The organism is Sphingopyxis indica (assembly GCF_032879645.1).
Classification (GTDB): domain Bacteria; phylum Pseudomonadota; class Alphaproteobacteria; order Sphingomonadales; family Sphingomonadaceae; genus Sphingopyxis; species Sphingopyxis indica.
On the sequence record NZ_CP076394.1, the window covers coordinates 3,747,801 to 3,766,234 of the forward strand.

An 18,434-nucleotide genomic window follows, 5' to 3' on the forward strand; every position below is an offset into this window, starting at 1 on the left:
CCGCGGACCCCGCGCCGGCCGGTTGCCCGAACGGCGCGGAGACCCGGAAAATCAGGCCTTCTTCGGCGCCGCGGCCGGAGCAGCGGCCTTTGCCGGCGCAACGCTCGGCTTCACCTGGCCGCCCGACATGATCGAGCCGAGAACGTCGTTCGAGAAGGTCGACAGACGGCGGGCGATCGCCTTGTTGCGGCTCTGCAGCCAGTTGAACGCGAGCACCGCGGGAACCGCGACGATCAGACCGATCGCGGTCATGATGAGCGCTTCACCGACCGGACCGGCGACGGTGTCGATCGAGGCCTGGCCCGACGCGCCGATCTTCACGAGGGCGCGCAGAATACCGATAACGGTACCGAACAGACCGACGAACGGCGCGGTCGAACCCACCGTCGCGAGGAAGGCGAGGCCCGAGTTCAGCTTCGAGTTGATGTGGTTCTGCGACCGCTCGAGCGTGCCGTGCATCCAGTCGTGCGCCTCGACCGGGTCGGTCAGCTTGTTATGCTCTTCGGCGGCGCGCAGGCCGTCTTCGACCACCTGGCGATAGGCGCTGTTCTTTTCGAGCTTCGCGGCGCCGTCGGCGAGCGTCGGAGCGCGCCAGAAATTGACGTCGACGGCCTTGCCCTGGTTGATCACCTTATTCTGCTCGAACAGCTTGGTGAACAGGATGTAGAGCGTGCCGACGAACATGATCAGCAGCACCAGAAAGGTCACCTGCGACACGATCCCGCCCTCGCACAGCGCCGGAACGAGACCATAGGGGTTCTCGCCTTCGCTCTTCACGCACATCGAAGCGGGCATGAGGGTCATGCCGACATCATGGCCACCCGCCGCAGCAGCGGCATTTGCGATCAGATTAAACATATTGGAAATTCCCTCTCAAAATAATCGTAAGATCAAAAACCGTGAAAATGGAAAATCGTAACCGTCGGGCGGATCACTTCGGGATCTGCCAGCGGATGCGATTGCTGTAGCTTCCCGTCGTGGGGTTGCCCGCCTTGTCCTTCGCCGGGTTGAACCGGGCGCGGCGCGAGATCAGCTTGCACGTCTCGGCATCGAGGTCGGCATGCCCGCTCGACGAGGTGATGTCGCACGAGGTCACGCGGCCATCGGTGCCGATGGTGACGCGGAAACCGGTCGTGCCTTCACGCTCTTCGCGCATCGCGCGCGCCGGATAGTCGTCGTTGGTCGCCCAGCGGCCCGGATTGCCCTTCGGCGACGCGGCGGCGCTGTTGTCGACGACCGGCGCCGGGGGCGCAGGCGGAACATAGATCGGCGGCGGCGGCGCGGGGGGCGCCTTCGGAACCGACTGGACCGTGTTCGTGGTCACCGGCGGCGGGATCGGCGACGGAGGCGTCACGACCGGCGGCGGCGGCGGCAGCTTATTGTCCGGCGGCGGCGGCGGCGGCGGCTCCTCCGGCGGCGGCGGCTCTTCGACGTCCACCACGTCCAATTTTTCGGCGATCTTCTTGACGATGCTGATATTCAACCCATTTACCAGGCCGTAGCCCAGCAATGCGGTAAACAGACCGACCAAGACAATCGCCACTACCCTGTTTTTAGGGTCGACATTATCACCATAAGCCATTCAGGGACGACGCTCCTTGCTAGATCATCCTGACACCAAATCCATGCCGACGGGTTCGGTTGCGCACATGCCCGGATGATTTCCGATGCGTTCCGCGAGACCCGGCGGTTAGCTTCCGGCTGTTATGTTCTTCCGGGCGCTTCGCCGGACGTCCTATCGCGGTGGCGACAAGTTCGCAAACCCTTTATCGGCGGTTAATGTGCGGTGCCCCATGATGGGGCTGATCCGCCCCCACGAGCCCAGACCGCGACAGAAAGTATATTGCCGATGCGCTTCCCTCTCGCCGCCGCCGCCCTTGGCCTTAGCCTTCTAAGCATTGGAATCCCGCCCGTTTTCGCGATGCAGGATGACGATGCCGCCGCGACCGGGGCGCAAAGTCCCTATAGCTATTCGGACCTCGCCGACCTGGCCGTCGCGGCTCCGATCGTCATCCGGGCGCAGATAAAAGACAGCGCCGGGGTCGAGTCCGAACGCGCCCCCGGCCTCGCCGCAGGGCATAGCCGCTTCTATGTCGAAGCCGATATTGTCAGCCTGATTCGCGGCTCGGCGCCGCTGGCAAAACGCATATCCTATCTCGTCGACCTGCCGCTCGACGCGCGCGGCAAACCGGCGAAGCTCAGGAAGAAGCAGCCCGTCCTGATCTTTGCCCAGCCCGTCGCGGCCGGCGGCAGCGGTTCGGCGAGCACCAGCAGCATCCGCCTTGTCGCGCCCGACGCACAGCTCGCGTGGGACGCCGCGACCGAGGCGCAGCTTCGGGCGATCCTGACCGAATTGGTGAAGCCCGGCGCGCCGCCCAGGATCACGGGCATCGCCAACGGCTTCCATGTCCCCGGCACCCTGCCGGGCGAAGGCGAAACGCAGCTGTTCCTCGACACCGCGAACGGCGATCCGGTTTCCTTGACGATCACGACGCGCGCCGACGGGTCGCGGCGCTGGTCGGCCGCCTTTGGCGAAATCGTCGAGGGCGCCGGGATTCCGAAGCGCAACACGCTTGCCTGGTATCGCCTCGCCTGCGGGCTGCCCAGAACGCTGCCGCTGTCGAAGCTCGCCGGCACCCCGGCCGCCGATCGCCAGAAGGCGGCATCGGATTATGCCGCGGTGCTGGGCGCGCTCGGCGAATGCGGGCGCACGCGCACGCCGCCGCCGGGCGCCTGATCGCCGCGGCCCGCCCGCCGGCTTTCGGCAGGCAAAGGATAAATAGCCCGCCCTCCCCTTGTATCGGCGCGAAAAGGCGATAGGGGCGCTCGCATCCGGGCCTCGCCCCTTTTTGCCAGCTTCGACGGAGTGCCGCCATGTCGCCCCATCCCGCCCCCAGTGCCGCCCGCGCCCCGCTTCGCGTCGCGCTCGCCGGAATCGGCGTCGTCGGCGGCGGCGTCGTCCGCCTGCTCGAAGCGAACCGCGACCTGATCGCGCGCCGCGCGGGCCGCCCGATCGAGATCGTCGCCATTTCGGCGCGCGACCGGCAGAAGGATCGCGGCATCAACCTTTCCGCCTATCGCTGGGAAGACGATATGGGCGCGCTGGTCGCGGCGGACGACGTCGATGTCGTCGTCGAGATGGTCGGCGGCGCCGACGGTCCCGCGCTGACGCTGGCGCGCCAGGCGCTCGGCGCGGGCAAGGCGCTCGTCACCGCGAACAAGGCGATGATCGCGCACCACGGCCTCGACCTCGCGCGCATTGCCGAACAGGCCGACACCCCGCTCAAATATGAAGCGGCGGTCGCGGGGGGCATTCCCGTCATCAAGGCGATCCGCGAAGGCGCGTCGGCAAACCAGATCGCGCGCGTCTATGGAATCCTCAACGGCACCTGCAATTATATCCTGACCTTGATGGAACGCGACGGCGCCAATTTCGCCGACGCCCTCGCCGCAGCGCAGGCCGAAGGCTTTGCCGAGGCCGATCCGAGCTTCGACGTCGACGGGATCGACGCCGCGCACAAGCTGTCGATCCTTGCCGCGCTCTGCTTTGGCGCGCGGCTCGACATCGACGCGGTTGCGGCGGCGGGCATCCGGAACGTGATCGCTGCGGACATCCGCGAGGCCGAGGCGCTGGGACACCGGGTGCGACTGATCGGCATGGCCGAGCGCGACGACGGAGCGAACGGCGGCGGCCTCTATCAGAATGTCCAGCCGTGCCTCGTTCCCGCCGACCATCCGCTCGCCTATGTCCCCGGCGCGCTCAATGCCGTCGTCGCCGAGGGCAATTTCGTCGGCCGCCTGTTTTTCGAGGGCGCCGGCGCGGGGGCGGGACCGACGGCTTCGGCGATCGTCGCGGACATCATCGACATTGCGCGCGACGAATATGGCCCCGCCTTCGCGATGCCGGTCGACGCACTCGACGAGGCGCCGGCGGCGGACGCGGGCGCGCGCGTCGGCAAACATTATATCCGCCTGATCGTCGAGGACCGCATCGGCGTGCTCGCCGAAATCACCGCCGCGATGCGCGATGCGGGCGTCTCGATCGAAAGCTTCATCCAGCGCGGCGACGAGGAGGGCGGCGGCGTCGTGATCGCGCTCGTCACCCACGAAGCGCCCGCGCGCGCGATCGACGCCGCACTCGCCCCGCTGCGCGCCTCGGCGCATCTGGTCGGCGAGCCGATGCATATGCCGATCCTGGCGCTTTAAGGGCATGACTGTCTTTGGCTGAACAGGCTTGTGTGCTCCCGCGAAGGCGGGAGCCCATCTCCCCGGCGCTTCCTTTTGAACCGACCGGAGATGGGTCCCCGCCTTCGCGGGGACACTCGGTCTTTTCAATCATAAGGACAATCAGGATCTATGGCGTTCCCGCGCCTTCTCCCTCCTCCGCCGTGGCGTCCGCGCCAGGCGCGGTGCGTTCCTTCGCCAGTTCGTAGAGCGGATTATATTCGGGGCCGGGCGGATAGCCCTTGCCGATCGAGATCCAGTTGTAGGGCAGCCGGTCGAGGCTCATCGCCTTTGCCTCGGCGCGCGGCAGCGGGGCTTCGGCCTTCTGCCCGACACCGGCGATCGCGCGCTGTTCGGGGGTCAGGCGATAGCGTTCGGTGTCGCTGCCGCAGACGGTGATCGAGCCGTCGTCGGCGGGTTTGCAGCGCTTGATCGGATCGACGAGTTCGCGCGTCCGGGCGATCGCCTCGTCGGCGTCGCGCACGGGTTGGTCGGAGGGCTGCGCCGCGGCGCCGGGCAGCGTCACGCCGCCGACGCACAGGAGCGTCACCAGTGCCCCGAATCGGACGAAGCCTTCTCGACAAGCGGCGCGGGCGACCATATGGCGCACCATGCCGGCCGGGCGGCACAAGTAAAGAGTGGAGAGCGGAAATGACGAAGAGCGGCAGCAATCTCGATCGCGTGCTCGTGCTGGAAATGGTCCGCGTCACCGAAGCCGCGGCGATCGCCGCCGCCAAGCTGATCGGCCGCGGCGACGAAAAGGCCGCCGACGCCGCGGCGGTCGAAGCGATGCGCGCCGCGTTCAACGACCTTTATATGGACGGCACCGTCGTGATCGGCGAAGGCGAGCGCGACGAGGCGCCGATGCTCTATATCGGCGAAAAGGTCGGCGGCGCGCCGGGCAAGGGGCCGAAGATCGACATCGCGCTCGACCCGCTCGAGGGCACGACGATCACCGCGAAGGCCGGCCCCAACGCGCTCGCCGTGCTCGCGATCGCCGAGGAAGGCTGCCTGCTCAACGCCCCCGACGTCTATATGGACAAGCTCGCGGTCGGCCCGGGCTATTCGCCCGACATCGTGACCTTCGACAAGAGCGTGCGCGAGAATGTCGAGGCGGTCGCGCGCGAAAAGGGCTGCGCGGCGCATGACATCATCGTCTGCGTGCTCGACCGCCCGCGCCACGAGGGCATTATCGCCGAGCTGCGCGACATCGGCTGCGGCGTCGCGCTGATCCCCGACGGCGACGTCGCCGGCGTCATCGCGACGACCAACCCCGAGACCAATATCGACATCTATATGGGATCGGGCGGCGCCCCCGAGGGCGTGCTCGCCGCCGCGGCGCTGCGCTGCGTCGGCGGCCAGTTCAAGGGCCGCCTGCTCTTCCGCAACGACGACGAGCGGCTGCGCGCGAAGAAATGGGGCATCGAGGATCTCGACCGCGTCTATGACCTTCAGGATCTGGCCAAGGGCGACGTGATCTTCGCCGCCACCGGCGTCACCGACGGATCGCTGCTGCGCGGGGTCAAGCACCGCCGCGGCGGCGTGCTGACCACCGAAAGCGTCGTGATGCGCGCTTCGTCGGGCACCGTGCGCTGGGTGAAGGGCGAGCACCGCATCGGCTGACGGCCTTCGGGCGGGACGGGACATTCGAATTTTCAGAAAATCCCCGCCGCCAGTCCTTCGGCGAGCGCCGCGCCCAGGTCGCGCGCTTCGGCGAGGCGGGCGGGCGGAATCGTCTTCGGCGCGAGGATCGCTTCGGGGGTCTGGGCATCGGTGTTCACGATCATCGGGTCGGCGACGCGCTTTAGCCGCCAGCCGGTCGCGATCCGGTCGAGCTGGCGCTGCGCATTCTCGCCGTCGCTGCCCGCGCAGATGATCGTCGCATAGGCGCGCCCTTCGAGGCGGCCGAGGCACGGGTAATAGCAGCGGTCGAACATCTCCTTCATCGCGCCCGACAGCGCGGCGAGATTTTCGGGGCCGACGAACAAATAGCCCGGTGCCGCGAGCAGGTCCGCAGGATCGACGTCCGCCGCCGGCATCAGCGACGCCGCATCGCCCGCCCCTTTCGCCGCCGCCGCGGCGAGCGCGCGGCTGCCGCCGGTCCGGCTGTGCCAAATGATAAGCAGCTTGCTTTTCGCCATCGCCAAATCCCCTATCGTGCCGGCGCAGCGCGGCGCGGCCCCGGCTTGCCAAGCCGGGGCGCGGGACGCAAGCTGGCCGAACCGGGGAGGATGCGATGAAACGCGCGTGGACGATGATGGCGATGTTGCCGTGGGCGGGCGCCGCCGCGGCACAGGATGCGGCGAGCGAGGCGACGCGAACCGCGCAGGCCGAACTGGCGGCGCGGCTGCCGCTCGACGACCCGCAGGATTTCGCCAACGCCGCGCGCGGCAAGATCGCCGAGATCAAGGACGGACTGATCGTGGCCAAGGACGGCAAGGTCATCTGGGACCGCCGCGCCTATGATTTTCTGAACGGCACGGCGGCGCCCGATACGGTCAATCCGTCGCTGTGGCGGCAGGCGCGGCTCAACGCGATCCACGGATTGTTCGAGGTCGTTCCGGACAAGATCTGGCAGCTGCGCGGCTATGATCTGTCGGTGATGACGGTCATCCGCGGCAAGACCGGCTGGATCGTGGTCGATCCGCTCTTGTCCGAAGAAGCCGCCGCGGCGGCGTGGAAGCTGTTCGCCGATACGGTCGAGGCGAAGAGTGGCAAACGACCGATCAAGGCGATCCTCTTTTCGCACAGCCACAGCGACCATTTCGGCGGCGTCGGCGGCATCGTGACGCCCGAGCAGGTGGCGAAGGAGAAGATCCGCATCATCGCCCCGCACGGCTTTTCCGAAGAGGCGACGTCGGAAAATGTCCTCGCCGGCGGCGCGATGAGCCGGCGCGCGCTCTATATGTTCGGGTCGATTCTGCCGCCCGGGCCGAAGGGCCAGGTCGACACCGGGCTCGGCCCCCGGCTGTCGGCCGGCACGATCGGCTATATGGAGCCGACCGAGACGGTCCCGGCGACCGGCGCCACGCTGACCATCGACGGATTGGAGTTTGACGTCATGGACGCCGGCGGCACCGAGGCGCCGGCCGAGATGGTCCTTTATATCCCCGCCTACAAGGCGCTGCACACGACCGAGGTCGTCACCCACAATCTTCACAATATCCTGACCTTGCGCGGGGCGCAGGTGCGCGACGCGCTGCGCTGGTCGAAGGTGATCGACGCGATGCTGCTGAAGTGGGGCGGCGAGGCCGAGGTCGCGCTCGGGTCGCATCACTGGCCGACGTGGGGCGCGGACAATGTGAAGGCGCTGCTCACCGATCAGCGCGATGCCTATCGCTATGTCCACGACCGCACGCTGTTCCTCGCCAATCGCGGCGCGACGCTGCACGAGCTCGCCGATCAGACGCCCGAAGCGCCGGTGCAGGGCCGCAACTTTTCGACGCGCGGTTATTACGGGACGCTCAACCACAATATGAAGGCGACCTATCAGCGCTATTTCGGCTGGTGGGACGGCAATCCCGCCAATCTGAACCCCCTGCCGCCCGAGCAGAGCGCCGCCAAATATGTCGCGCTCGCGGGCGGTGCCGACCGGCTGCTCGCGGCGGGACAGGCGGCGATCGCCGCGGGCGATTATCGCTGGGCGGCCGAGCTTTTGAACAAGCTGGTCTTTGCCGAGCCCGACAATGCGGCCGGTCGCGAGGCGCTCGCTTCGGCCTATGACCAGCTCGGCTATCAGGCCGAATCGGGGGCGTGGCGCAACTATTATCTCGCCGCCGCGGCGACGCTGCGCGGCACCGAAATCGATACGGTGTCGGGCAACGGGCAAAGCCGCTCGTTCATCAGCGCGATCCCGACGCCGGTCTTTTTCGATGCGCTCGCGACGCGCTTCGACGCCGCAAAGGGCAAGGCGCTCGCCGGCACCTTCCAGTTCGTGCTGCCCGACAGCAAGGAAGCGGTCGCGGTCGTCGTCGAGGGCGGGGTCGAATTCCCGCGCTATGGCGTCACCGATCCGGCGCCGGTCGCGACGATCACCGTCGACCGGGCGACGCTCGACGACGTGATGCTGGGCCAGGCGCAATTTCCGGCGCTGCTGCAATCGGGCGCGATCCAGATCGAGGGCGACCGCGCCGCCTTTCTGTCGTGGTTCGCGCTGCATCCGCCGGCCGATCCGCGCTTCAACGTGGTGGTGCCCTGAAGCCGGTTCAGGGCGTCCAGCCGGCCCAGTCTTCGAGCAGATAGCGCGCGATCGCGAGCGGCGGCGGCACCATGAAGGGCGCCTCCATATCGCCGCCGAGCGCCGCGCGCACCTCGGCGCGGTCGACCCACATCGCCGCCTCGATCTCGGTTTCGTCGAGCGTCAGCGCGGGGTCGGTGGCGACGGCGCGGCAGCCGACCATCAGCGACGAGGGAAAGGGCCAGGGCTGGCTCGCGACATAGGTGACGTCCGACACGCGGATTCCGGCTTCCTCGAAAAGCTCGCGCGCAACCGCTTCCTCGAGCGATTCGCCGGGTTCGACGAAGCCCGCGAGCGCCGAGAACATGCCCGGCGGGAATTGCCGCTGGCGCCCGACGAGGACGCGGCCGTCATGTTCGGCGAGCATGATAACCACCGGATCGACGCGCGGAAAATGCTCGGCGCCGCAGCCGCCGCAGCGACGCCCCCAGCCGGCGCGGAAAATCCCGGTCGGGGACCCGCACACCGCGCAAAAGCCGTGGCGCGCGTGCCAGTCGACGAGGCTGCGCGCGCCGCCATAGAGCGCGAGGTCCTGAGGCGACAGCAGCGGCAGGAGCCGCATCACTGTGCGCGAGCGCGCGTCGATGCGCGCGCCGCGCGGCGCTTCGCGCACGAAATAGGGGATGCCGCGATCGTCGCGGCCGAGCAGCATCAGTGTGCGGTCGTCGGCGGGATCGAGCGGCTCCCAGCGCAGCCCGCCGCCGTCGCCCGGCACGAAATCGACGCCGTCGAGCGCGAGGCAGCGCGCGCGCGGATCGACGCACGCCGCGGCGAACGCCTGCGGATCGGTGCGAAGCTGGTCGGCGCGGTCGAGCCACGCCCCGACAAAACCCAATGGATTGGGCATCAGCTCATCACATCCAGGTAGAAATTCTTGCCGAAATCGGCCTGAAACGGCAGCGCGTTCGACGGCATATATTGCGTATAGCCGCCCACGCGATAGCCGCGCCTGCGGTCGACGAAGCCCACCGTTCCCGCGGCGCCCGCCCAGCCGTAAAGCCCCTCGCCGGTCGGCGAGGTCGGCAGCGAGACGCGCCCGCCCGCACCGAAGCCTTCGCCGTCGATGAACGTGCCCTTGCGGTCGATGCTGTCGTCGATCAGGTTCGACATGGCGAGCCGCGCGGTTTCCGCTTTCATGATGCGCACGCCGCCCGTCGCGCCCTCGCCGAGCAGCATCGCGAGGAAGCGGTCATAGTCGCGCGCGCTCGAAACCAGCCCGCCGCCGCCATAAGGCACCGGCGGCTTGTCGAGATAGATCGAGCTGGTCGCGGGGTCGATCGGGATCAGCGCGCCGGCAACGGGCGCATAGTTGGTGGTCAGCCGCCCGACCTCGCTCGCGGGAACCTGGAACCAGGTGCTCGTCATGCCAAGCGGATCGAAAAGGCGCGCCTTGAGGAAGGCCTCGAACGGCTGGCCCGAGACCAGCTCGATCACCCGCCCCATCAGGTCGAGCCCGACCGAATAGCTCCAACGCGTGCCGGGCTCATAGACGAGCGGCAGTTCGGCGAGGCGGTCGGCAAAGGCCGCGAGGCTGGGCGCGGGCGTCGCATCGGCAAATCCGGGGATCGGGAACCGGCTGACCTGCCCGCCGAGGATGCCCGCCTTGTTATAGGCGTCGCGGATCGGCCCCTTCTGGATGATGCCATAGCCGAGCCCCGCGGTGTGGGTGAGCAACTGGCGCACCGTGATCGGCGTCTTTGCCGGATGCACGGCGGTGATCGACCCGTCGGGCGTATCCTGAACCTTCATATTGCGGAAAGCCGGAAGGAAATCGGCGATCGGCTGGTCGAGCCCCATCTTGCCGTCCTCGATCAGCAGCATCGCCGCCATCGCGGTGACCGGCTTGGTCATCGAATAGAGCCGCCACAGCGTGTCGGGGCCGACCGGCCTCGTTGAATCCATCGCCTGCGTCCCCGCGCCGAAATAGAGCGGCGCCTCCTGCCCCTTGCCGATGCAGGCGAGCGTGCTCGCAAGCTCGCCGCGGTCGACGAAGCCCGTGATGAAGGCATTGGTCGCCGGAAAGAGCGCCGCTCCGTCGGCGCGGAACGCAAAGGCCGCGCCGGGCAGAAAGGCCGCGGCGCCGCCGAGCGCCATGCCGCCGAGCAACGTCCGGCGCGAAACCATCCGATTCATTCCTTTCTCTCCCGCATCTTGTCGACGAGCTTGCGATAGAGCGTCGGCAGGCCCGCCGCGTCAAGCGTCGCGAGCGGCCACCATTCGCCTTCCGCTGCGGCAAGCGGGGCTTCGCGCCGCACCAGCGTCAGCCGAAGATCGAAATGGGTGAAGCCGTGATCGACCTCGGCAATCCCCGACTCGGCGGGCGGCATTGCCGCCCACTCGCCGCCGGGCAACGCGCGCATCCCGCCGAGCATGCCCTTCTCGGGACGTCGCACGAGCCACAACCGATCGTCGCGCTCGATCCAGTGGGCGATCCCGTAACGCTGCGGCTTCGCCTTCTTCGCAGGCTTGACCGGCAGGCGTTCGATGTCGGCGCGCCCGCGCGCACGGCAATCGGCGCCGACGGGGCAGCGGTCGCAGGCCGGAGCGCGCGGGGTGCAGACGCCCGCCCCGAGGTCCATCAGCGCCTGCGCGAAATCGCCTGGCCGATCCGCGGGGACCAGCGGCGCCAGTTCAGCCTTGAACGCGCGCTTGGCTGCGGGAAGCGGGGTTTCGATCAGCCGATGACGCGCGATCACCCGCTCGATATTGGCATCGACGACGACCGCGGGCCGGCCGAAGGCGATCGCCGCGACCGCGGCGGCGGTGTAGTCACCGACCCCCGGCAGGCTGCGCAGCCCCGCTTCGCTGTCCGGAAAACCGCCGCCATGATCGCGGACGACGGCGCGCGCGCAGGCGAGCAGGTTGCGTGCGCGGGCATAATAGCCGAGCCCCGCCCACGCCGCCATGACGTCGGCATCGTCCGCTGCTGCAAGGTCGGCGACCGTCGGCCAGCGCGCGGTGAAGCGCTCGTAATAGCTCGCGACCGCGGCGACGGTCGTCTGCTGGAGCATCACTTCGGCCATCCAGACGCGATAGGGATCGGGCACCCTTCCGCTTCCCGGCGGCACCCGCCATGGCAGCGCGCGCGCCGACCGGTCGTACCAGTCGAGCAGGCGGCCGGCGAAATCGTCGCACGCGGCATCGGGGGGCTCGGAAGTCTGGACGCTCACCCCCCGCCTATGGCATGGCGGCGCGCATGGCGAAAGCAGGCAGCGAGGATAAGCCCGCCAAAAAGGCGAAGGCGAAAACGGGGACGAAAATGGCCCCCGCGCGCCCCTATGAGCGTCCGCGCGGCGGCGAGCCGCGTGCGATCGCCGACCTCGTCCCCGAGATCGGCCGCGCCGCCTTTCGCAAGTTCGGCTTCATCCAGTCGTCGGTCGTCAGCCGCTGGCGCGAGATCGTCGGCGACCGGCTCGCCGACGTGACCCAGCCGGCGATGATCCGCTTTCCCACGGGGCAGAAGGCCGGCGGCACGCTGCACCTGACGATCAGCGGCGCGCACGCCCCGATGCTCCAGCATGTCGCGCCCGACATCATCGCCGCGGTCAATCGCTTCTTCGGCTATGCCGCGATCGCGCAGGTTCGCATGACCCACGGCCAGATCGAACGCGCGCCGCCCGTTCAGCCTGCCGCAATGCTGAAGCCCGTACCCGCCGAGCTGGGGGAGAGTCTGCGCGACATCGGCGACCCCGAGCTTCGCACCGTGCTCGAACGCATGGCGGCGGGGCTCGCGGCACCGCCGAAGCTCCCCAAGATCAGCTGAACGAAAGACCCGATGGCCCGTCCACCCGTCCACATCCCCAGGTATCTTCTCGCCGCCGTGCTGCTGCCGCTGTCGAGCATCCCGCTGCTCACCGCAGCCGCCCCTCCGGCCGCCACCGCCTGGTCGGCGACGATCGGCGAGAGCGGCATCGGCGCCTACAGCGTCGGCAACCCGCAGGCTAAGGTGAAGCTGGTCGAATATTTCAGCTACACCTGCTCGCACTGCGCCGAGTTCGCGAAGGAAGCGGGGGTGCCGCTCAAGGCGCAATATATCGACAAGGGCAGCGTCCTTTTCGAATATCGCAACCTGATCCGCGACCCCGTCGACATGACCGCGGCGATGCTCGCGCGCTGCGGCGGGGCGAAGGCCTTCGCCGCCAATCATCAGGCGATCTTTGCCGCGCAGCCGGTCTGGCTCGCCAAGGCCGCGAAGCTGACCAAGGAGCAGCAGGCGCCATGGTATCAGGGCGCGCTCGGCGAACGCACGGCGCGCATCGCCGCCGATGTCGGGCTCGACGCGCTGATGCGCGGGCGCGGCTATAGCGCGGCGCAGATCAAGGCCTGCCTTTCGAGCGGCGTTGCCGAGGCCGAACTGATGGGGATGACGAATATCGGCCTCAATGCCGACCGCGTGAAAGGCACCCCCACCTTCTTCATCAACGGCCGCCGCGCCGAAGTCGGTCATTGGCCCGAACTCAAAACCCTGCTCGACGCCGCGATCAAGGGCTCCTAATGATTCTGCATCGACGAATGTTTCCGGAGAATGACGTGAAGACCCAGCCCCTTCTGCGCCTCGCCATCCTGTCCTCGCTCGGCGCGCTCGCGCTCGCCGCCTGCGGCGACAGCAAGACCGACACCACCGAAGAGCAAGCGGTGATCGCCAAGGTCGCGCCGCCCGCCGGCAAGAGCTGGTCCGACGTCGTCGCCGTGACGCCCGAGGGCGGCCGCGTGATGGGCAACCCCGACGCGCCGATCAAGATCGTCGAATTCGCGTCGCTGACCTGCCCGCACTGCGCCGATTTCGCGACCGAAAGCCATGAAGAGATGAAGCGCGACTTCATCGACACCGGCCGCGTCAGCCTGGAGCTGCGCAACTTCATCCGCGACGGGCTCGACCTGACCGCCGCCGCGATCACCCATTGCGCGCCGGTCGAGCGCTATTTCCCGCTGACGCAGAGCACCTTTGCCTCGCAGGCGCAGATTTTCGAAGCCGCGCAGGCCAATCCGCAGGGCTATGAGGCCGCGATGAAATCGCCGCCCAGCGTCCGTTTCCAGCAGCTCGCCAAGGCGATGCAACTCGACCAATTCTATCAGTCGCGCGGGATGACCGGCGAACAGGTCAATGCCTGCCTCGGCAAGGTCGACGATATCCAGAAGCTCGAGGATGCGACCAACGAAGCGGTCAAGAAATATGACGTGCGCGGCACGCCGACCTTCCTGATCAACGGGCAGGTCACCGAGGGCGTCGCGACCTGGCCGCTGATGCGCGACCGGTTGCGCACGATGGGCGCGCGCTGACGCCGTCAGATTTGAAGCGCAGAGCGCGCGGAGAAAGAGTTTCACGCGGAGGCGCGGAGAAATCGTGCAGGCCGCGAAGCGGCCCTCCGCCCAGCGATTGGGCCAAACCGAACCGCGGCGAAAGAAGGGCCTTCGGCCCCGAATGCCTTCCTCCGCGCCTCCGCGTCTCCGCGTGAACCTTTCGACACCTCTTGCGACTCCCCCGCCCGCGCGGCATGACGGCAGCAAAGGGGGATATGTGACGCCGACGTTACACGGCCTGCGATTCGACCGACTGCACGGGGGGTTTTCGTGCAGATAAAGCGGCTGCGCCTCACCGGTTTCAAAAGCTTCGTCGAACCCACCGAGCTGCGCATCGAGCCCGGGCTGACCGGCGTCGTCGGCCCCAATGGCTGCGGCAAGTCGAACCTGCTCGAAGCGATCCGCTGGGTGATGGGCGAATCCTCGCCCAAGTCGATGCGCGGCGGCGGGATGGAGGATGTGATCTTCGCGGGCACCTCGTCGCGCCCGCCGCGCGATTTCGCCGAAGTCGCGCTGCACTGCGACACCGGGGGCGCGATTGTCGCCGGGCTGGCGGGCGAGAGCGACGGCGACGAGCTCGAGGTCATCCGCCGCATCGAGCGCGGCGCGGGCAGCGCCTATCGCGCCAACGGCCGCGACGTGCGAGCGAAAGATGTCGCGCTGATCTTCGCCGACGCGGCGACCGGCGCGCACAGCCCCGCGCTCGTCAGCCAGGGAAAGATCGCGGGCGTCATCGCGGCGAAACCCGCCGACCGCCGCGCGATGCTGGAGGAGGCGGCGGGGATCGCCGGCCTCCACGTTCGCCGCAAGGACGCCGAGCAAAAGCTGCGTGCGACCGAGACCAATCTCGCACGCCTGTCCGAAATCGTCGCCGACATGGAAGTGCGCGCGAACGCGCTGCGGCGGCAGGCGCGCGCGGCGGAGAAATATAAAAGGCTGAGCGACGAGATCCGCATCGCCGAGGGGCGGCTGATCTATGCGCGCTGGCGCGACGCCGCCGCCGCCGCCGATCAGGCGCGCCGCGACGCCGACGCCGCCGACGCCGCGGTGAAGGCCGCGCAGGACGAACTCGAAGCCGTGTCGAAGGCGCAGGCCGAAGTCGCGGCCCGCGTCGCCGCGGCGCGCAGCGAGGCGCAGGCGCAGCGCGACGCGCTCGCCGAGGCGACCGCGACGCAGGTGCGGCTCGCCGGCGAGGAGCGGGCGGCGCGGCAGCGGCTCGAAGATCTGGCGGCGCAGCAGGCGCGGCTTGCCGACGACCGCGCGCGCGAGGGCGACCTGGCGCGCGACGCCCACGCCGCGCTGACCGCGCTCGACAGCGAAGCCAAGGAACTGGCGCGGGAAATCGCGAGCCACGATGCCGGCAAGGCGGCGCTCGTCGAGGCGAGCCAGACGGCGCAGACGCGGCTGCGCGACGCCGAAGTCTCGCTCGCGCAGGCCCGGGCGAAAGCGGCGAGCGAAGCCGCCGATCGCCGCGTCGCGATCAACGCCCGCGACGCCGCCGAAGCGGCGGTGCGCCGCGTCGAGGGCCAGCGCGCGAGCGTCGAGGCCGAAGTCGCCGCGCTCGGCGACAGCGACGCGCTTGCCGAAACGGTCGAACGCAGCGCCGGCGCGGCCGCCGAGGCCGAGGCCGCGATTGGATCGGCCGAAGCCGCGCTCGAAGAGGCCGAAGCCGACCGCGAGGCCGCGACCGCCGCGCTCGCCGAAATCGACACCGCACTCGCCGAAGCGCGCGCCGCGCTCGCCGCGCTCGAAAGCGAGGCGGCGACGCTCGAACGCGCGCTCGCCGCCGCGCGGAGCGATGCGGCGCGCATTCTCGACCGGATCAAGGTGAAGCCCGGTTACGAAGCCGCGCTCGCCGCCGCGCTCGGCGACGACCTCGACGCGGGCACCGAGGAAGACGCTGCGCGCAGCTGGCGTGGGGCCGGGAAGGGCGAGGCCGACCCGGTGCTCCCCGCCGGCACGCGCGCGCTCGCCGAGGTCGTCGACGCGCCGCCCGCGCTGGCACGGCGGCTCGCGCAGGTCGCAGTCGTCGAAAGCGACGCGGGCCAGCCGCTCGCGGCCGGCCAGCGGCTCGTGACCATGGGCGGCGTGATGCGCCGCTGGGACGGTTTCGTCACGCGCGGCGACGGCGCAACCGCGAGCGAGCGATTGATGCGCCAGAACCGCCTCGACGCGCTGGCGGCGCAGCGGCCCGACGCCGAACGCGGGGTGCAGGCGCTGCGCGACCGGCGCGACGCAATGGCGGCCACACTCGCCGAGCGGACCGAAGGCGCCGCGACCGCGCGCAAGCGGCTCGCCGACGCCGACGAGGCGCGCCGCGCGGCGCTGCGCGCCGCCGATCAGGCGCAGGCGGCGCTCGACCGCCACCGCGACGCCGCCGCGCTGTTCGACCGGCGGCGTCAGGAGATCGCCGCGGCCGCGAGCGAAGCCGCCGAAGCGCTCGCGGCGCAGGAAGCGGCGCTCGCCGCGCTCCCCGACGAAAGCCTCGCCCGCGCGGCGCTCGACACTGAGGAACAAACCGCCGAAGGCGCGCGCGCCGATGCCCATGCCGCGCGCGACGCGCTCGCCGCGCACGAGCGCAGCCTTGCCGGCCTCTCCGAACGGCAAGCGGTCGTCGCCGCCGAGATCAAGAGCTGGAAGGCGCGCGCCGGCGAGGCGGCGCGGCGCGTGACCGACATGGACAATCGCGGCGACGCGCTCGCCGCCGAAGCCGCGAAACTCGCCGACCTGCCCGAAAAGCTGGCCGCCGAGCGCGCCGCCGCCGAGACGCGGCAGGCCGAACTGCGCGAGCAGGCGGCCGCCGCCGAAGCGCGCGAACGCGAAGCCGAGGCGGCGCTGCGCGAAGCCGAGACGGCGCTGACGACGATCCGCGAGCGCGTCGCCGCAGCGCGCGAAACGCGCGCCGGCGCGGCCGCGCGCTCCGAAAATGCCGAGCAGCGCCGGATCGAGATGGGGCGCGTGTCGGGCGAACGCTTCGAATGCCCGCCGCCGCTGCTGCCGCAAAAGGCCGGCTTCGCAAGCGACAGCGTCGGCGACACGGGCGCCGAATCGGCGGCGCACGACCGGCTGATCGGCGAGCGCGAGCGGCTCGGCCCGGTCAATCTGGTCGCCGCCGACGAACTCGCCGAACTCGACGCCGAGCGCGAGAAGAGCGCCGCCGAGATCGACGAGCTGCAACAGGCGGTGAACCGGCTGCGCGGCTCGATCGGCAATCTGAACCGCGAAGGGCGCGTCCGCCTGCTCGCCGCGTTCGAGGCGGTGAACGGCCATTTCCAGCGGCTCTTCACGACGCTGTTCAACGGCGGGCAAGCGCATCTGGAGCTCGTCGATTCGGACGACCCGCTCGAAGCGGGGCTCGAAATCATGGCGCAGCCGCCGGGCAAGCGGCTCGGCTCGCTCACCCTCCTCTCGGGCGGCGAGCAAGCCCTGACGGCCGTCGCGCTGATCTTCGGCCTCTTCCTCACCAACCCCGCGCCGATCTGCGTCCTCGACGAGGTCGACGCGCCGCTCGATGACGCCAATATCGAGCGCTTCTGCGACCTGCTCGACCGCATGACGCGCGAGACGAACACGCGCTACCTGATCGTCACCCACAATGCGGTGACGATGGCGCGTATGCACCGGCTGTTCGGCGTGACGATGGTCGAGAAGGGCGTCAGCCGCCTCGTCTCGGTCGACCTTGGCGGCGCCGAGGAACTGCTCGCGGCCGAATAATCAACCCGCGCTTCCCACCACCAGCATCGCCGCGAACACCAGCAGCCCGGCGAAGCGGTTGCTGCGAAACTTGGCGAGCGCGTCGGCGTGGTTTGCCGGATCGAGCGTTGCGACCTGCCCGGTCAGGTGCAAGGCGGCGGGGATGAGCGCGACGAGCACCAGCGGGTCGGGACGGACGTGCCACAGCGCCCCCGCCCACAGGGCGAGCGCCGCCGCATAGCAGAGCGCGACCCCGCCGCGGACATGGCGCCCCAGCGCGCGCGCGCTCGACTTGACGCCGACGAGCGCGTCGTCCTCGATGTCCTGAAGCGCATAGATGGTGTCGTAACCGATCACCCACGCGATGCAGCCGGCGTAGAGCAAAGGCAAAGCGAGGCCCTGCGATCCGCCGACCGCGATCCAGCCGACGAGCGCGCCCCAGCTGAAGACGAGCCCGAGCCACGCCTGCGGCCACCAGGTGATGCGCTTCATGAACGGATAGGCGGCGACGAGCGCGAGGCTTGCGAGCGCCACGATCTGAGCAGGCAAGGAAAGCTGCAGCAGCACGACCAGCCCGACGAGAGCGAGCAGCCCCGTCCAGGCAAGCGCCGCCTTCACCGGCACCGCACCGCTTGCCACGGGGCGCGACGCGGTGCGCGCGACCTTTGCGTCGAGGTCGCGGTCGACGATGTCGTTATAGACGCAGCCCGCGCCGCGCATCGCGATCGCGCCGAGCAGCATCCAGAAAAAGAGCGTCCAGTGGCTTCGCGCCCCGCCGCCGAGCGCGAGGCCCCAGGCGCACGGCCAATAGAGCAGCCACCAGCCGATCGGCCGGTCGAAACGCGCGAGCAGCGCATAGGGCCGCGCGCGCGCGGGCAGCAGCGCGAGAAAGCCCTGATGCTGGCTGTCGGGAGGATGGATCGCCGTCATCACGCGCGCGAGCGATAGCAGCCGCGGCGCCGGGGATAAATGGGCGATT

The 18,434-nt window shown here is 69.4% G+C and carries 16 protein-coding genes; 8 read left to right on the forward strand and 8 right to left on the reverse strand.

The features are described from left to right. Positions 1-51: 51 nt before the first annotated feature. Positions 52-858, reverse strand: a complete 807-nt coding sequence (locus KNJ79_RS17645; protein WP_394357133.1) for a MotA/TolQ/ExbB proton channel family protein — start codon at positions 856-858, stop codon at positions 52-54. A 73-nt stretch (positions 859-931) separates the two neighbouring features. Next, complete coding sequence (locus tag KNJ79_RS17650; RefSeq protein WP_089215775.1) at positions 932-1,582, reverse strand: energy transducer TonB; 651 nt, start codon at positions 1,580-1,582, stop codon at positions 932-934. A gap of 339 nt (positions 1,583-1,921) precedes the next feature. Between KNJ79_RS17650 and KNJ79_RS17655 the strand changes: the two genes are divergently transcribed. Further along, positions 1,922-2,737, forward strand: a complete 816-nt coding sequence (locus tag KNJ79_RS17655; protein ID WP_089215776.1) for a hypothetical protein — start codon at positions 1,922-1,924, stop codon at positions 2,735-2,737. Positions 2,738-2,874: 137 nt separating this feature from the next. After that, entirely contained in the window at positions 2,875-4,206 is a 1,332-nt protein-coding gene (locus KNJ79_RS17660; protein ID WP_317152064.1) for a homoserine dehydrogenase, read from the forward strand. A gap of 148 nt (positions 4,207-4,354) precedes the next feature. On the opposite strand, the gene KNJ79_RS17665 is transcribed toward KNJ79_RS17660, so the two are convergent. Continuing rightward, entirely contained in the window at positions 4,355-4,774 is a 420-nt protein-coding gene (locus tag KNJ79_RS17665; protein WP_317152065.1) for a hypothetical protein, read from the reverse strand. A gap of 101 nt (positions 4,775-4,875) precedes the next feature. Here KNJ79_RS17665 and glpX point away from each other — a divergent pair, with 101 nt between their 5' ends. Next, on the forward strand, positions 4,876-5,847 hold the full coding sequence (glpX, locus tag KNJ79_RS17670) for a class II fructose-bisphosphatase (RefSeq protein ID WP_089215778.1): 972 nt from the start codon (positions 4,876-4,878) through the stop codon (positions 5,845-5,847). A 32-nt stretch (positions 5,848-5,879) separates the two neighbouring features. Here the strand turns inward: glpX and KNJ79_RS17675 are convergent, their stop codons facing one another. Further along, positions 5,880-6,365 carry a flavodoxin family protein gene (locus tag KNJ79_RS17675; protein ID WP_317152066.1) on the reverse strand — a complete coding sequence of 162 codons (486 nt, stop codon included), beginning with the start codon at positions 6,363-6,365 and terminating at the stop codon, positions 5,880-5,882. 95 nt (positions 6,366-6,460) lie between these two features. Here KNJ79_RS17675 and KNJ79_RS17680 point away from each other — a divergent pair, with 95 nt between their 5' ends. Beyond that, entirely contained in the window at positions 6,461-8,422 is a 1,962-nt protein-coding gene (locus tag KNJ79_RS17680) for an alkyl/aryl-sulfatase (RefSeq protein ID WP_317152067.1), read from the forward strand. Between the two features lie 7 nt (positions 8,423-8,429). On the opposite strand, the gene nudC is transcribed toward KNJ79_RS17680, so the two are convergent. The 3 genes from nudC to KNJ79_RS17695 are packed head-to-tail and all read right to left on the reverse strand — an operon-like array spanning position 8,430 to position 11,631. After that, on the reverse strand, positions 8,430-9,308 hold the full coding sequence (gene nudC, locus KNJ79_RS17685) for an NAD(+) diphosphatase (protein ID WP_317152068.1): 879 nt from the start codon (positions 9,306-9,308) through the stop codon (positions 8,430-8,432). Then, positions 9,308-10,594 (reverse strand): serine hydrolase domain-containing protein, encoded by a 1,287-nt coding sequence (locus tag KNJ79_RS17690; RefSeq protein WP_394357134.1) that lies wholly within the window; start codon positions 10,592-10,594, stop codon positions 9,308-9,310. Before KNJ79_RS17690 ends, nudC begins: the two co-directional genes overlap by 1 nt. After that, positions 10,591-11,631 carry an A/G-specific adenine glycosylase gene (locus tag KNJ79_RS17695; RefSeq protein WP_317152070.1) on the reverse strand — a complete coding sequence of 347 codons (1,041 nt, stop codon included), beginning with the start codon at positions 11,629-11,631 and terminating at the stop codon, positions 10,591-10,593. Before KNJ79_RS17695 ends, KNJ79_RS17690 begins: the two co-directional genes overlap by 4 nt. Before the next feature lie 26 nt (positions 11,632-11,657). Here KNJ79_RS17695 and KNJ79_RS17700 point away from each other — a divergent pair, with 26 nt between their 5' ends. From KNJ79_RS17700 to smc, 4 genes are all read left to right on the forward strand, one after another. Next, positions 11,658-12,224, forward strand: coding sequence for a DUF721 domain-containing protein (locus tag KNJ79_RS17700; RefSeq protein WP_317152071.1), 567 nt, complete (start codon positions 11,658-11,660; stop codon positions 12,222-12,224). A gap of 12 nt (positions 12,225-12,236) precedes the next feature. Next, complete coding sequence (locus tag KNJ79_RS17705; protein WP_089215783.1) at positions 12,237-12,956, forward strand: thioredoxin domain-containing protein; 720 nt, start codon at positions 12,237-12,239, stop codon at positions 12,954-12,956. Between the two features lie 35 nt (positions 12,957-12,991). Then, positions 12,992-13,741: a thioredoxin domain-containing protein gene (locus KNJ79_RS17710; RefSeq protein ID WP_245836675.1), complete on the forward strand. Its 750-nt coding sequence runs from the start codon at positions 12,992-12,994 to the stop codon at positions 13,739-13,741. Between the two features lie 291 nt (positions 13,742-14,032). Continuing rightward, a complete protein-coding gene (gene smc / locus KNJ79_RS17715; protein ID WP_317152072.1) occupies positions 14,033-17,476 on the forward strand; it encodes a chromosome segregation protein SMC in 3,444 nt (1,147 codons plus the stop codon). Here the strand turns inward: smc and ubiA are convergent, their stop codons facing one another. Next, positions 17,477-18,385 carry a 4-hydroxybenzoate octaprenyltransferase gene (ubiA, locus tag KNJ79_RS17720; RefSeq protein WP_317153947.1) on the reverse strand — a complete coding sequence of 303 codons (909 nt, stop codon included), beginning with the start codon at positions 18,383-18,385 and terminating at the stop codon, positions 17,477-17,479. Between the last annotated feature and the right edge of the window lie 49 nt (positions 18,386-18,434).